This is a genomic window from Streptomyces sp. NPDC018045 (genome assembly GCF_044327445.1).
GTDB lineage: Bacteria > Actinomycetota > Actinomycetes > Streptomycetales > Streptomycetaceae > Streptomyces.
The window spans coordinates 57,192-71,791 of the sequence record NZ_JBIRFL010000009.1; the positions used below are offsets into that span (position 1 = coordinate 57,192).

Sequence of the window (14,600 nt, forward strand, 5' to 3'; positions counted from 1 at the left end):
GAGGTGCTCGCCGTGCACCGTGCCTATGTGTATCGAGAGGTTCCCTCGTGTCACTCACCTCGCCCGTCATGCGACCGCAGGAAACAGCCGAATCCCCGCCCCCGGAAGCCGTACCGTCCGACGGTACGGCGATCGAGGCGGCCGGCGGATTCACCCTGTCCCACGGTGACGAGGGGGACGCGCCGGCCCAGCAGGTCGCCGGCGCCGGAGCCTCCGCCGACCCGGTCAAGGACTATCTGAAGCTGATCGGCAAGGTCCCGCTGCTCAACGCCGAGCAGGAGGTGGAGCTGGCCAAGCGCGTCGAGGCCGGACTGTTCGCCCAGGAGAAGCTGGACACCGGCGAGCCCGCCGGGACGCTCCGGCGCGAGCTGGAGATCCTGGTCGCGGACGGCGCACGGGCCAAGGAGCACCTGGTCGAGGCCAACCTCCGGCTCGTCGTCTCGCTCGCCAAGCGCTACACCGGACGCGGGATGCTCTTCCTGGACCTGATCCAGGAGGGCAACCTCGGTCTGATCCGCGCGGTCGAGAAGTTCGACTACGTCAAGGGATTCAAATTCTCGACGTACGCGACCTGGTGGATTCGCCAGGCCATCACCCGTGCGATGGCCGACCAGGCCCGGACGATCCGCATTCCCGTCCACATGGTCGAGATCATCAACAAGGTGGCGCGGATTCAGCGCCAGATCCTCCAGGACACCGGCCGCGAACCCACCCCGGAAGAACTGGCCAAGGAACTCGACATGGCCCCGGAAAAGGTCATCGAGGTACAGAAATACGGCCGTGAACCGATATCCCTGCACACCCCGCTGGGGGAGGAGGGCGACAGCGAGTTCGGCGACCTGATCGAGGACACCGAAGCCGTCGTCCCCGCCGAGGCGGTCGGGTTCTCCTTCCTCCAGCAGCAGCTCCGCTCCATCCTGGAGACCCTGGCCGACCGCGAGGCCGGCGTCGTGTCCATGCGCTACGGCCTCACAGACGGGCAGCCCAAGACGCTCGACGAGATCGGCAAGGTCTACGGCGTCACGCGCGAGCGGATCCGCCAGATCGAGAACAAGACCATGTCGAAGCTCCGCCACCCGTCCCGCTCCCAACTGCTGCGCGACTACCTGGACTAGCGGCTGGAAGGTCGCCGAGGGGCCGGCGCGGCCAGGGGCCGCGCCGGCCCCTCCCCCTTGCCCGCCTCGGCGGTGCACGCCGCCGTCGGCCCGGCGGCCGACCCGGGCCGGCGGGACAACGCCGCGCCGGTCACGGCCGCGCACACCGGCTGCGCCGGACGCGGCGGGCGGTCGGTCGGCCGGGCAAGGGCGTTTCGCCGCGCGCCCGTTGGCCGTACCGTTCGGTGCGATACCTGAGCCCGCACCGAACGGGTGCGCCCGGCAGACGACCGCAGGAGGACATGTGACCAGCGCAGTCGAGCACAGCTCCGTCGAGGTGAACGGCGTCCGGCTGCACATCGCCGCACAGGGGCAGGGGCCACTGGTCCTGCTCCTGCACGGCTTCCCGGAATGCTGGTACTCCTGGCGCCACCAGTTCGCGCCGCTGGCCGAAGCCGGGTACCGGGTCGTGGCACCGGACCAGCGCGGCTACGCGCGCAGCGATCAGCCGGCCGACATCGCCTCGTACACCATGCTGCACCTGACCGGCGATGTGATCGGCCTGATCCACGCGCTGGGGGAGGAGCAGGCGGTCGTCGTCGGCCACGACTGGGGCGCGCCGGTGGCCTGGACGACGGCGCAGCTCCGGCCGGACGTGGTGCGCGGCGTCGTCGGGCTGAGCGTGCCGCCGGCGCCGCGCTCTCCCGCGGCGCCGCTCGCCCGCCTGCGGGAGATCCTCGGGGACGGCTTCTACCAGGTCTACTTCCAGGAACCGGGCGTCGCCGACGCCGAGCTGGCCCAGGACCTGACCGCCACCTTCCGCGCCATGCTGGTCAACGGCTCCGGCGACAGCCCGTTCACCGACCCGCCCCGCCCGTGGGTCGTCCCGGAGGGCGGCCGACTGCTGGACACCATGGCGCAGCCGGAGGAGCTGCCCGGCTGGCTGACCGAGGAGGACATCGAGACCTTCGTCGGCGAGTACGCCCGGCACGGCGCCCGCGCGTTCACCGGCGGCCTGAACTGGTACCGCAACATCGACCGTAGCTGGGAGCTGCTCGCGCCGTTCCAGGGCCGGGGCATCGATGTCCCCGCGCTGTATCTGGCGGGCGAACGCGACCTGGTCCGGGCCTTCCCCGGCGTCGACGAGCTGATGCCCGCCCTGGAGCGGGCGATGCCGAACCTGCGCCAGGCCCCGGCCCTGCCCGGCTGCGGCCACTGGACGCAGCAGGAGCGGCCGGACGAGGTCAACGCCGCGCTGCTGGAGTTCCTGGCGGAGCTGCCCACGGTGAGGTGAGGGCGGAGCGGACCGGCGCCCGCTCGTTCCGGGCACGCGCCGGTCCGCTCGCTCCTGCCCGGCGCGTGCCCGGCCGGCTCGCCCCTGTCGGGCGGGCGCCGGCCCGCTACACCGTGGCCTCGGCCTCTTCCGCCGTGTCCCGGGCGGGCTCGTTGAGCTTGCTGTGCCGCCGGCCGTAACCGAAGTACAGCGCGAGGCCGACCGCGAGCCAGACGAGGAAGCCGACCCAGGTGATCAACTGGAGGTTGAGCATCAGGTACAGGCAGCACAGCAGCGAGACCAGCGGGACGACCGGCACCCATGGGGTACGGAACGCGCGGGGCAGGTCAGGGGCCGTCCGTCGCATGATCAGCACGCTGGCCGAGACCGCCGCGAAGGCGAACAGCGTGCCGATGTTGACCATTTCGGCGAGCAGGTCGAACTTCAGGAAGGCCGCCAGTCCCGCCATGATCACGGCGAGCACCAGCAAGTTGGTCTTCGGGGTGCCGTGCTTCGGGTCGACCTTGTACAGCGCCTTCGGCAGGAGCCCGTCCCGGGCCATCGCGAAGATCACCCGGCTCTGCGACCGGAAGCAGATCAGACTCACCGCGGCGAGGCCGACCACCGCGCCGAGACTGATGACCGTGGCGAAGAAGGGATGGCCCTTGGCGGTGAACGCGTCGGCCAGCGGAGCTTTGACCGACAGTTGCGAATAGTGCTGCATTCCGGTGACCACCAGGCACACCGCCACGTACAGCACGGTGACGACGATCAGGGAGGCGATGATGCCGATGGGCAGATCGCGCTGCGGCCGACGGGTCTCCTCGGCCGAGGTCGCCACCATGTCGAAACCGATGTAGGCGAAGAAGACCATGGCGGCGGCGCTGAGAATTCCGCTGATACCGAAAGCCGTCGGGGTGATGCCCGTGAAGATCTGCAAGAGCGGGGCCTGTAGCCCGGACACCTCGGCGGTGTGCCGGGCCTCGGGCACGAAGGGGCTGTAATTCGCGGTGTCGATGAAGAACAGCCCCGCGACGATCACCAGCAGCACAATCGCCAGCTTGACGCCGACCAGCACATTGGTGACGCCCTTGGACAGCTTTCCGCCGACGACGAGCACCGCGCCCAGGACGAGCACGAGCAGCGCCGCCGGGAGATTCACCACGGCGTCGTCGCCCCCGCTCAGCGCGGCGGGCAGATGCAGTCCGACGCCGTTCAGCATCGACTGGAGATATCCGGACCAGCCGACCGCCACCACCGCGGTGGCCAGGGTCAGTTCCAGGCTCAGCGCCCAGCCGATGATCCAGGCCGGCAGCTCGCCCAGTGAGGTGTACGAATACGAGTACGCGGAGCCCGCGACCGGTACCGACGAGGCGAATTCGGCGTAACACAGCGCGGCGCAGGCACAGACCGCGGCGGCCACGACGAAGGAGAGCGCCACGGCGGGTCCGGCCATGTTCCGGGCCACGGTACCGGTGAGGACGAAGATTCCGGTGCCGAGAATGACACCGACCCCGAGGATGGTCAGATCGAACGCGGAAAGGTCCCGGCGAAGTTGTTGTTCGCCCTCTCCGCGAGCCTCCTTGACGGCTCGCTCCAAAGGCTTTTTGCGCAGCAGACTCACGGTGGGTATTCCGAACTCTCTCAGGGGCACGGGAAACGGTCGTACGCGTTCCCGGTCGGAGTCTCCTTCAGGCGTCCGCGTCCTCGCAACGTAACGCTCCGGCGTCTCAAATACTGGGACCGGCGCCGGGACGCGGCGCACCGCAACCCGCGAAAGAGCCGACCGCCACGGCCCGGCGCGGGCGTGTCGCGACGGCCGGTGAACCCCCTTCACGCGCCGGGCTCGTCGGCTAGAGTGGAAGGCATGGCTTCCTGGTACTACTTCATCTGAGACCGGGCGTGACCGCGGCCGGCTGACTTTCCGCCGCCCCGCCGTACGACCGGCAGCGCCGCCGCCCGCGCGGGGATATCCGCCGCCGGGCCGCCGCGTCCATTCCGCGGTCACCTTCCTTTTCGCAGCCGCATTCCACCGCGCGCTGCCCTCCCGGCCTCTGACGGAATCCGGCCCCCGTGCGCACGGCGCACGGTGCGCCCTCGACGTACCCAGGGAATTACCGTGCGCCATCGCGCCCAACTGACCATGAAAGACGTCTCCCGTACCTACGGCGACCGCACCGTGCTGGAGCAGGTGTCGCTGACCGTGCGCCCCGGCGAGAAGGCCGGCGTCATCGGAGAGAACGGCGCCGGCAAATCCACGCTGCTCCGGCTGCTGGCCGGGGCGGAGAAACCGGACGCGGGCGAGATCACCGTGTCCTTCCCCGGCGGCACCGGCCACCTCGGCCAGACCTCGGACCTCGACCCGCGCGGCACCGTGCAGGACGCCGTCGACGCCGCCCTCGCCGATCTGCGCGCCCTCGAAGCCCGGATACGCGCCGCGGAAGCCGCCCTGGCCACCGCGACACCGGACGAACTCGACGCGTACGGCGAGCTGTTGACCACGTACGAGGAGCGCGGCGGCTACCGGGCGGACGCCCGCGTGGACGCGGCCCTGCACGGCCTCGGCCTGGGCCACCTCACCCGCGACCGGGTCCTCGGCTCGCTCTCCGGTGGCGAACAGTCGCGGCTGGCACTCGCCTGTCTGCTGGCCGCCGCGCCCGAACTGCTCCTGCTGGACGAGCCCACCAACCACCTCGACCACCAGGCCACCACCTGGCTGGAGGCCCGCCTCAAGGCACACCGCGGCACGGTGGTCGTCGTCACCCACGACCGCGTACTGCTCGACGCGGTCGCCACCGGCATCCTGGAGGTCGACCGCGACCTGCGGACCGTCACGCGGTACGGCGACGGCTGGCAGGGCTACCGGACGGCCAAGGCCGCGGCCCGCCGCCGCTGGGCGCAGGACCACGAGGAGTGGCGGGCGGAGGTCGTCCGCACCGCCGGGCTGGCGGACTCGGCCGGCCGGCGGCTCGCCGATACCGGCAAGGACCCGCACGAGGGCTTCGGCAAACACCGCCGCTCGCACGAGGCCAAGCTCTCCGGCCAGGTCAGGGCGGCCAGGCAGCGACTGGACCGGCTCCGGCGCCACCCGGTGCCGCCGCCTCCCGTACCGCTCCGGTTCACGGCGGAACTGCGTACGTACGCGGACGGGGCGGACCCGGTGGCGGACGGGCCCGCCGCGGCGGCCGCCACGGACCACCATCCCGTCGCCGCCACGGTCCGCCCGCCCGTCGCCGCCCTGACCGACATCACCGTCGGTGACCGGCTGCGCATCGCGGAGCTGACCGTGCTGCCGGGCGACCGCCTCCTGGTGACCGGCCCCAATGGCGCGGGCAAGACGACCCTGCTGCGCGTCCTCGCCGGTGACCTGCGCCCCGACACGGGCACCGTGCGTCGGCCGGCCCGTACCGGATACCTCGCGCAGGAACTGTCCGCCACGCCGCCCCGGCAGCCCCTGCTCGCCGCCTTCGCCGCCGGGCTCCCCGGCCCGCCGGAGGAGCACGCGCCGGAGCTGCTGGCTCTCGGCCTGTTCCGGGAGGAGGACCTGAGGGTGCCCGTGGCGGCCCTCTCCATCGGCCAGCGGCGACGGCTGGAGCTGGCCCGCCTGGTGACCAGGCCCGCCGACCTGCTGGTTCTGGACGAGCCGACCAACCACGTCTCCCTCGCCCTGGTCGAGGAGCTGGAGGAGGCGCTGTCCGCCCATCGCGGTGCGGTGGTCGTGGTCTCCCACGACCGGCGTTTCCGCGACGGGTTCCGCGGGCGTGAGCTGGAGCTCGACGGCGGCCGGGCGGTGGAGGAGCGCGAGCGCTTCGCGAGGAACCGCTGAACCGGGGGCGGCGGGCGTACTCCGGGTGCGCCCGCCGCGTCGAGGGCCGAGAGTGGAGACGGAGCCCGCGTGAGAAGACCGTGCGGAAGGGTGAAGGGACAACCGGCCCGGTGGCGGAGAGGCATGGCGGCGCGGTGAACGGGCACGCGTGCGGACACGCCGGACGGCGCACGGCCGGGGGCCCGGCGCACGGCACACGTAGCCCATCGGCCGCGAGAGCCGCACCGGAACCGTCCGCACACGTTGCAAACGTCAAAAACCGGGCACTCGGAACACCGTAAAGACATCACCGTCAAGGCTGTCACGCCTGTCAGTCGGTGACCCGCGAACCTGAGGAGGAAGCGCCATGCACCTTTCGCTCCTTCAACCGATCATCGACCGGCCGGGCCCCTGGGCTTCCGTGTACGCCGAGGTGCCGCACAGCACCGAGGACGCGGCCAAGCAGCGGGAACTGTCGGCGGACGCGGCGGCCCGACAGCTCGCGGAGCAAGGGGCGGACCGTGCCACGTGCGACGCCGTGCGCGAGGCCCTGACCGGCGTCCACGCCGACGGGGAGACCACGGCCCTCTCCGGACGGGCGGTCTTCGCCACGGACGGCGAGGTCGTCCTGAACGCGCCGCTCTCCGGCCGCCCCGCCAAGTCGTTCGCGACCTGGTCGCCGCTGCCCAGGATCACCCCGTGGGCCGAGGCGGCCGCGGACGACGCCGGGTGCCTCGTGGTGTACGTGGACCGCACCGGCGCCAACTTCGAACTGCACGACGACCGGGGCGGCGAGGAAGCCGGCGAGGTCGACGGCCTGGACTGGCCGATCCACCGCACCGCGACGGCGGACTGGTCCGAACGGCACTTCCAGACCGCGGTCGAGAACACCTGGGAGCAGAACGCCGGCGAGATCGCCGAGGCCGCGCAGCGGACCTTCGAGGCCTGCGGCGCCAAGGTCATGCTCCTGGCGGGCGACCCCCGCGAACGCCGCGCGGTCCACGACAAGCTCCCCGAACAACTGCGCTCGGTGACCTACGAGACCGACCACGGCGGCCGGGCCGCGGGCTCCGACAGCACCGCGCTGGTACGCGACATCGCCCAGGTGCGCGCCGCCCACGAGCGCGACCACGTGGCCGACGTCCTCGACCGCTTCCGGGCGGGCGCCGGAGTGGGCGGCACCGACCCCGCGTACGCCGCGACCGGTGTACCGGCCCTCATCGAGGCCGCACGCGAACACCGCATCGACACCCTGATCATCACCCCCGGCGGCGCCGACGCCGGCCGCGAGGTCTGGGTGGGCCCCGGCGCCGACCAACTGGCGGTCCGCAACTCCGAACTCCAGTACCTGGGCGAGACCAATCCGTCCGCGGCCCGTGCGGACGACGCCCTGCTCCGCTCGGCCGCCGCGAACGGAGCCGACGCCGTGGTCGTCCGCGACCCCTCCGAGGCCCCGACCGGCGGCCTCGGCGCCCTCCTCCGCTGGAGCACACCACCCCGGCACGAGTAGGTCCACAGCCACACCGAGACCGGTGCCCGGGCAGCCTCCACACTGCCCGGACGCCGGTCTTTTCCGTACGCGGAGCCGGCAGCGCGAAGCCCAGCACAGCAGCAGACCGGCTACCGACCGGAACCGGCCTTGAGCGGCTGTGAGCGGCTGTGATCCGGCCAAGGCCGGTGCAGGGCCATGGGATGGCGTCGATCGTCATCCGCCCGCACCTGCAGGAGCCGGTGCGCGTCGATGTCGCGCTCGGCTTCCCGCCGAGCGGTTCCGGGGGCTGCACGTTCGGCAGGCCGGGGCCCGGAAGCTCCTTCCGCCGGGGCGGCCGTCAGGTTCGGGCCGCCCCGGCAGACAGGGCCGAGCTGGTCAGGCGGGGCCGTGCGAAGCGGCTGAAGGCGCGCTGACCGGCTTGCTTCCGGCCGGGCGGACCGTCACGTCGACTCGACCTTCCTTTCGCGATTCCTCCTGTGGCCCACGCCCGCAGGCTAGGAAAGGGCGTGGCGGCCGGACAGGGCGCACGTTCCGCGCCCGGTCGCGGAATTCGGGCGCACGCCGGGCGGTGCGGCGCGTCCGCCCCACGCGGTGCGCGGCGCCTCAGGCCGGGGCCGGTCGGGGGCGGGGACGGGGCGGGGGTACCCCTGGGCCGCCCGTGGGCCGCCGGGTTACGGTCCATGACCGTGCAGCGCCGAACGCAGGCCGTACCGGCCCCCGCGGGACGCGCACCGACGAGGAGGTCACCTTGGCCCGTACCACCCCCGCCCCCGCCGCCGCGATCCGCGCCCGGCTCGACGCCGTCCGGGACCCGCTGCTGTCGCTCGCCCGCGACCTTCACGCGCACCCCGAGACGGCCTTCGCCGAACACCACGCGGCCGACGCCCTCACCCGCCTGCTGGCGGACGCGGGGTTCGCCGTGGAACGCGGTACGGCCGGGCTGCCGACCGCCTTCACGGCCACCGCGGGACCGGCCGACGCCGACCTGACCGTGGGGCTGTGCCTGGAATACGACGCGCTGCCGGACCTCGGCCATGCCTGCGGGCACCACCTGATCGCCGCCGCCGGGGCGGGCGCCGCCATCGCGCTGGCGGCGGCCGCGGACGATCTCGGGCTGCGGGTGAAGGCGCTGGGCACGCCCGCGGAGGAGAGCGGCGGTGGCAAGGTCCTCATGCTCGACGCGGGGGCCTTCGACGACGTGTCGTGCGCGATGATGGTCCACCCGGGCCCGTCGGACGACTTCGGCGGCACGTCCCGGGCCTCCCGCGGCGTGCGGGCGGAGTACCTGGGCCGCGCCGCGCACGCCGCCATCGCCCCGCACGACGGCCTGAACGCCGCCGACGCGTGCGTGATCGCGCAGACCGCGCTGGCCCTGCTGCGCCAGCAACTGCCGGACGGCGTACGGATGCACGGCATCGTCACGCACGGCGGCGACCGCACCAACATCATTCCGGCCCGGGCCCGGATGCACTGGCAGTTGCGTGCCGACACCCTGGACGAGCTGGAGACGCTGTGGCCCCGCGTACGGGCCTGCTTCGAGGCGGGCGCCGTGGCCACCGGCTGCGAGCTGACGCTGACCGAACCGGCCCCCGCCTACGCCGACCTGCGCCAGGACGCCTGGCTCGGCGACACCTACGCACGGCACGTACGGGCGCTGGGCCGGGATCCCGAGCCCGCCGGCTCCATCGGGGCCTCCACCGACATGGGCAACATCAGCCGGTTCCTGCCGGCCATCCACCCCACCATCGGCCTGTCCTGCCGCGCCCGGCCGCACACCTCCGAGTTCGCCGAGGCGGCCACCGGTGAGCACGCCGACCGCGCGGTGCTGGACGGGGCCCTGGCCATGGCCCTGACGGCCGCCGACCTGGCCGCCGACCCGCGGCAGCGGGCCCGGGTCACGGCGGCGCACCGTGCCCGGGCCGGTCAGGTGGAGGCACGTCAGCGGTGTTCGTCGGCCGGTTCGCCCCTCGGGTGACCCGCCGCGTTCTGCTGCTCCTCCAGGTTGGTGGAGAACGTGTCGCCTTCCTTGCCGACCCGCTCGTCCTCGTCCTCGGCGTCCGTGACGTCCAGTTCCGCGTCCTCGAACTCCTTGACCAGCTCGTCGGCGGCGGAGTCGGTGTGCTTGCGGTCGTTTCCCATGGAGCGGTCCTTCCTGTGGGCCGGCGGCCGTGCGGGCCGGCCGTTCGGCCGGTTCCGTGGCCCGGGCCCGTGGGGCGGTGCGGTCGGCGGGCACCCGGTGCGCACCGGGTGCCTCACGCCCCACCGGGTTCCCTGACGTGCGGTGATCATGCCCGGAGCGGCGGCTGCCCGCCCGGCCGTACGGGTTTCCCGCGCGGTACGGGGGCTACCCGGTGCTGCGGCCGTTCGCGGCGGACCGGGGACGGGCGTCCGGCCGGTCCCGGTTCCGCCGCGCCACCGAGACCAGGAGGTGCGTGGGATGTTCCGAGCCATCGCGGACGTGCTGAGGGCCGTGGGCAGCACGCTCGCGGCAGTCGTCACCCTGCCGTTCAGGGCACTGGCCCGGCTGTTCGGCGGCGCCTCGCGTTCGGCCCGCTGACCCCGGCTCGCCGGGCGGACCCGTCGTGACACCGCCGGGCCCGCCTGCGGCACGGCGGCGGCCTTGAACCGGCCGCAACAGGTCCGCCGGAACAGGTCCGGAACAGGCGCAGGGCGGCCGGGACGGCGCGAAGGCGGACGGCCGGGTGACGGCCGTCCGCCTTCGTCGCGGTGGTCCAGGGCGTCGCGGTGGTCCGGGGCTCAGCCGGGCAGCGCCGGCCGGTTCCAGTGCCGGTGGGCCGCGACCGCGTCGGCGAACGCGCCCGTGAAGTCCCGGGCCGTCGCGCCACCCGAGAGCCGGTCCGTGACGATGCCCGCCTCGGAGACCGTCGGGTCCCCGTCGGCGGCCGTGCGCAGCTCGCCCGGCAGCAGGCCGGTCAGCTTGTCGACGCTCGCGCCCAGGGCGCCGATCGGCTTGCCGTGGCGGTAGGCGCTGCGGACGAAGCGCAGGGCGGCGTCGTCGGCCGCCGCGTTGCCGGAGTCCAGGCCGCCCGGCGGCAGCAGCACCGCGTCGTAGAGCACCGAGGCGACGGTGGGCAGCGCCCGGTCCACGGCGAGCGTGCTGCCGTCCTTGTCCTGAACGGTGCCGTCCTGCGGGGCGAGCAGTTCCACGATCGCGCCCCGCTCGGTCAGCGCGTCGCGGACCGCGATCGTCTGGGCGGCGTCCACACCGTCGGAGACCAGCACGGCGATCTGCCGGGTGCTGATCGAGCCGTCGCCGCGGTTGTTCTCGAAGCTCAGCGCGGGGGAGGGGGCCGGCTGCGGCGTGTTCGGGCGCTCCGGCGGCGCGGGCACGCCGATGCCCTCGGCGACCGCGACGGCCAGCGCGTGGTCCACGTACGAGAGCTGCTCGACCGTACGGGCACGGACCTCCTTGGCGCCCACCTTGCCCAGCTCGAAGCGGAACGCGTCGACGATGTGCTGCTGCTCCCAGTCGGCCATGCTGTGCCAGAACATCGCCGCCTGCGTGTAGTGGTCCTCGAAGCTGGGGCTGCGGCGGCGGATCTTGCGGCCGTCCACGCGCTCGGTGTAGTGCCGGAAGGCGGGGTCGTCCGGGTCGGCGAGCGCCGGGCAGCCGCCGCCGAGCGAGTTCGGGAAGTAGTTGGTGCCCCGGTGGATCTCGTTCTGGTGGTAGCCGTCGCGCTGGTTGTTGCGGACCGGGGCGACCGGCCGGTTGACCGGGATCTGGGCGAAGTTCGGCCCGCCGAGGCGGATGAGCTGGGTGTCCAGGTAGGAGAAGTTGCGGGCCTGGAGCAGTGGGTCGTTGGTGAAGTCGATGCCCGGTACGACGTTCGCCGTGTGGAACGCGACCTGCTCGGTCTCGGCGAAGAAGTTGTCGGGGTTGCGGTTGAGCACCATCCGGCCGATGGGTTCGACCGGGACCTGCTCCTCCGGGATGATCTTGGTGGCGTCCAGCAGGTCGAAGTCGAAGGCGTGCTCGTCGGACTCCGGTACGAGCTGTACGCCCAGCTCCCACTCGGGGTACACGCCGGCCTCGATGGTGTCCCACAGGTCCCGGCGGTTGAAGTCGGGGTCCCGGCCCTGGGCCTCCTGGGCCTCGTCCCAGGTCAGGGAGTGCACGCCCAGCTTCGGCTTCCAGTGGAATTTCACGAAGGTGCCTTGACCCTGCGCGTTGACGAACCGGAAGGTGTGCACGCCGAAGCCCTGCATCATCCGGTAGCTGCGCGGGATGGCCCGGTCGGACATCAGCCACATGATCGTGTGCAGTGTCTCGGGCTGGAGGGAGACGAAGTCCCACAGGGTGTCGTGCGCCGAGGCACCCGTCGGGATGTCGTTGTGCGGCTCCGGTTTCACCGCGTGCACGAAGTCCGGAAATTTGATGCCGTCCTGGATGAAGAAGACCGGGAAATTGTTCCCCACCAGGTCGTAATTGCCCTCCGAGGTGTAGAACTTCGTCGCGAATCCGCGTACGTCACGCACCGTGTCGGCGGAGCCGCGCGGGCCCTGCACGGTGGAGAACCGGACGAACACCGGGGTCTTCACGGCCGGGTCCTGGAGAAAGGCCGCCCGGGTGAATTCCGCGCACGACCGGTACGGCTGGAAATAGCCGTACGCGCCCGCACCGCGCGCGTGCACCACCCGCTCCGGTATCCGCTCGTGATCGAAGCGGGTGATCTTCTCCCGGAAGTGGAAGTCCTCCATCAACGTGGGGCCGCGCTCACCGGCCTGGAGGGAATCGTCGGTATGGTCGACGCTCACGCCCTGGTCGGTCGTCATCGGCCCGGAAGCCGGGTCCTCGGCGCGGAAGCGGTCACGCTGTTCTTGCTTCGGGTCGGCCATCGAAATCTCGCTCCTTCTCTGCCCTGTCCACACGTGTGCGCGGGCGTCCGCACGCCGAATGCGCGCCGCGTCCGGCGGTCCGTCGCGACGGCACTCCGCCGGGCTGGGTATCCGCTGGACCGCTGCGTCAAACATGTCTTTCGGGCCGCTCGGATGACGGGGTGCAGCTAGGCGGAAGCGCTCCGCAGGCGAGTCGGTGCTGACCGTCCTATGCTCGGGAGTGCAGACGGTGGGCGTATGCCGCGTACCTGGTCGGACCCGGTTTCGGCCAGCCGGAGGCTGTCTGGTGGGCGTGCCTCCGCCGTCTCGGTGACGACGCCCAGACCCCGCGTCCGTTGGGAGAGTGGATCCCGTGAGCACAGCCGCCACGGCTCCGTCACGCCGCCGACGAGCCTTTCCGGACACACCAGACGCGGCCGAGACGAACGCCGTATTCACACGCTTGGCAGAACTGCCCGAAGGACCGGAGAAGAGGCGGCTGCGCGACGAACTGACACGGGCCTGGCTGCCGATGGCCGTCCGTCTCGCGCTGCGTTTCCGGGACCGCGGCGAAAGTATGGACGATCTGAAACAGGTGGCCGCTCTGGGCTTGGTGAAGGCCATCGGCGGGTACCGGCCCGAGCGTGGCAGCGCATTCGAGAGTTACGCCATCCCCACCATCGTCGGCGAGGTCAAGCGGCATTTCCGGGACTGCACCTGGGGCGTGCACGTACCCCGTCGCGTCCAGGAACTCCGCAACACCGTGCGGCTCGCCGTACGCGAACTGGCGACGGCCTCCGACAGCCGTTTCCCGACCGTCGCGGAGATCGCCGAACGCACCCGGCTCACCGCCGACGACGTCGTTCTCGGCCTGGAAGCCATCGAAAGCTACAAGACCCTTTCGCTGGACGCCGAGCGGCCCGGCGCCGACGACGACTTCGCTCTCCGTGACAGTATCGGCTTCACCGAGTCGCAGTACGAGCTGGTGTTGGCCAGGGAAACGGTGCGCGACGGTCTGCGCGGACTTCCGGAGCGGGAACGCCGCATCCTGTACATGCGGTTCTTCTGCGATATGACACAGAGCCGGATCGGCGAGGAACTGGGGCTGTCCCAGATGCATGTGTGCCGTCTCATCAAGCGGACCTGCGCGCGCATTCGCGAGCAGGCCGACGGGACCGGCCCCGAGGCGCCCGCCAGTTCGGTCGCGGCATGAGCCGGTGAAATGACATGCGGTCCTGCCTTTCCTGGTAGGACCGCAGTAGCAGTGCTGGACACAATGGTGGAGAAGGGCCGGCTTTACATGGGCGACTGCCAGATGACGTTCGTTCCCGGGGTGCCGTCGTGGGCCACCCTCCTGACGGGGGACCTCGACGTCGCGACGCGTTTCTACGGACCGCTGCTGGGCTGGCGGTTCGAGGCCGGACCGGACCGGTGGGGCCCGTACGTACGGGCGATGGCCGGGGACACGGCGGTGGCGGGGCTGAGCGCGGCCGCCCGCCACACCGAACTGCCCAACGCGTGGACGACGTACTTCGGGACGCGCAACGCCGACGACGCGGCGAACGGGGTCCGGGAGCGCGGCGGCACGGTCGCCATCGGCCCGCTGGACTTCGACGCGGGCCGGCTGGCGCTGGCCGCCGACCCGGCCGGGGCGAACTTCGGCCTCTGGGAGTGCCGCGAGAGCACCCCGCAGCCGCACCGGCAGGCGGTCGGCACCGGCGCGCCGGTCTGGGTGGAACTGCGCACCCGGGACGCGTTCGACGCCGCGCGGTTCTACGGCGACCTCTTCGACTGGTACAGCGAAGAGGAGGGCACCCCCTTCGACGTGCGCTGGGAGGACGAGCGGGTGGTGGTCAGCGTCGAGGACCGGGACGCGGTGGGCCTGTACGGCGGCGCGATCGAGGCGGCGGCCGACCCGCAGGTGCGCCCACGCTGGAACATCCACTTCCAGGTGCCGAGCGTCGAGGAGGCCGTGGCGACCGCGAAGAAGCTCGGCGGCCAGGTGGAGTCCCAGGCCGAACGCACCTCGCACGGCCCCGTGGCCGAGCTGCGCGACCCGGAGGGCACCCTCTTCCACATCATCGGCGCCACCTCCTGAGA

10 protein-coding genes and 1 pseudogene are annotated in these 14,600 nt (G+C 72.2%); 8 read left to right on the forward strand and 3 right to left on the reverse strand.

The genetic code is table 11. The features are described 5' to 3' along the window. Positions 1-146 precede the first annotated feature (146 nt). A pseudogene (locus ACH4EB_RS21700) lies at positions 147-1,115 on the forward strand (RNA polymerase sigma factor); the annotation flags it as partial. Between the two features lie 283 nt (positions 1,116-1,398). Next, a complete protein-coding gene (locus ACH4EB_RS21705; RefSeq protein ID WP_398349184.1) occupies positions 1,399-2,388 on the forward strand; it encodes an alpha/beta fold hydrolase in 990 nt (329 codons plus the stop codon). A 106-nt stretch (positions 2,389-2,494) separates the two neighbouring features. On the opposite strand, the gene ACH4EB_RS21710 is transcribed toward ACH4EB_RS21705, so the two are convergent. Then, positions 2,495-3,991, reverse strand: coding sequence for an amino acid permease (locus tag ACH4EB_RS21710; RefSeq protein WP_398349185.1), 1,497 nt, complete (start codon positions 3,989-3,991; stop codon positions 2,495-2,497). 519 nt (positions 3,992-4,510) lie between these two features. On the opposite strand from ACH4EB_RS21710, the gene abc-f reads away from it, so the two are divergent. The 3 genes from abc-f to ACH4EB_RS21725 all read left to right on the forward strand — a co-directional run bounded on the left by abc-f (position 4,511) and on the right by ACH4EB_RS21725 (position 9,639). Continuing rightward, positions 4,511-6,193 carry a ribosomal protection-like ABC-F family protein gene (gene abc-f / locus ACH4EB_RS21715; RefSeq protein WP_398349386.1) on the forward strand — a complete coding sequence of 561 codons (1,683 nt, stop codon included), beginning with the start codon at positions 4,511-4,513 and terminating at the stop codon, positions 6,191-6,193. Positions 6,194-6,539: 346 nt separating this feature from the next. Then, positions 6,540-7,682 (forward strand): Vms1/Ankzf1 family peptidyl-tRNA hydrolase, encoded by a 1,143-nt coding sequence (locus tag ACH4EB_RS21720; RefSeq protein ID WP_398349186.1) that lies wholly within the window; start codon positions 6,540-6,542, stop codon positions 7,680-7,682. 730 nt (positions 7,683-8,412) lie between these two features. Then, positions 8,413-9,639 (forward strand): amidohydrolase, encoded by a 1,227-nt coding sequence (locus tag ACH4EB_RS21725; protein WP_398349187.1) that lies wholly within the window; start codon positions 8,413-8,415, stop codon positions 9,637-9,639. Here the strand turns inward: ACH4EB_RS21725 and ACH4EB_RS21730 are convergent. Then, a complete protein-coding gene (locus ACH4EB_RS21730; protein WP_398349188.1) occupies positions 9,603-9,803 on the reverse strand; it encodes a hypothetical protein in 201 nt (66 codons plus the stop codon). The two genes, ACH4EB_RS21725 and ACH4EB_RS21730, sit on opposite strands and share 37 nt — an antisense overlap. Positions 9,804-10,101: 298 nt before the next feature. Here ACH4EB_RS21730 and ACH4EB_RS21735 point away from each other — a divergent pair, with 298 nt between their 5' ends. Beyond that, entirely contained in the window at positions 10,102-10,221 is a 120-nt protein-coding gene (locus tag ACH4EB_RS21735) for an LPFR motif small protein (RefSeq protein WP_280526800.1), read from the forward strand. Positions 10,222-10,421: 200 nt separating this feature from the next. Here the strand turns inward: ACH4EB_RS21735 and ACH4EB_RS21740 are convergent, their stop codons facing one another. Continuing rightward, on the reverse strand, positions 10,422-12,521 hold the full coding sequence (locus ACH4EB_RS21740) for a catalase (RefSeq protein ID WP_398349189.1): 2,100 nt from the start codon (positions 12,519-12,521) through the stop codon (positions 10,422-10,424). Positions 12,522-12,963: 442 nt separating this feature from the next. On the opposite strand from ACH4EB_RS21740, the gene ACH4EB_RS21745 reads away from it, so the two are divergent. Further along, the gene (locus tag ACH4EB_RS21745; protein ID WP_398349190.1) at positions 12,964-13,713 is read left to right on the forward strand and encodes a SigB/SigF/SigG family RNA polymerase sigma factor; all 750 of its coding nucleotides are present in this window, start codon (positions 12,964-12,966) and stop codon (positions 13,711-13,713) included. A 51-nt stretch (positions 13,714-13,764) separates the two neighbouring features. After that, on the forward strand, positions 13,765-14,598 hold the full coding sequence (locus ACH4EB_RS21750; protein WP_398349191.1) for a VOC family protein: 834 nt from the start codon (positions 13,765-13,767) through the stop codon (positions 14,596-14,598). Positions 14,599-14,600: the final 2 nt, after the last annotated feature.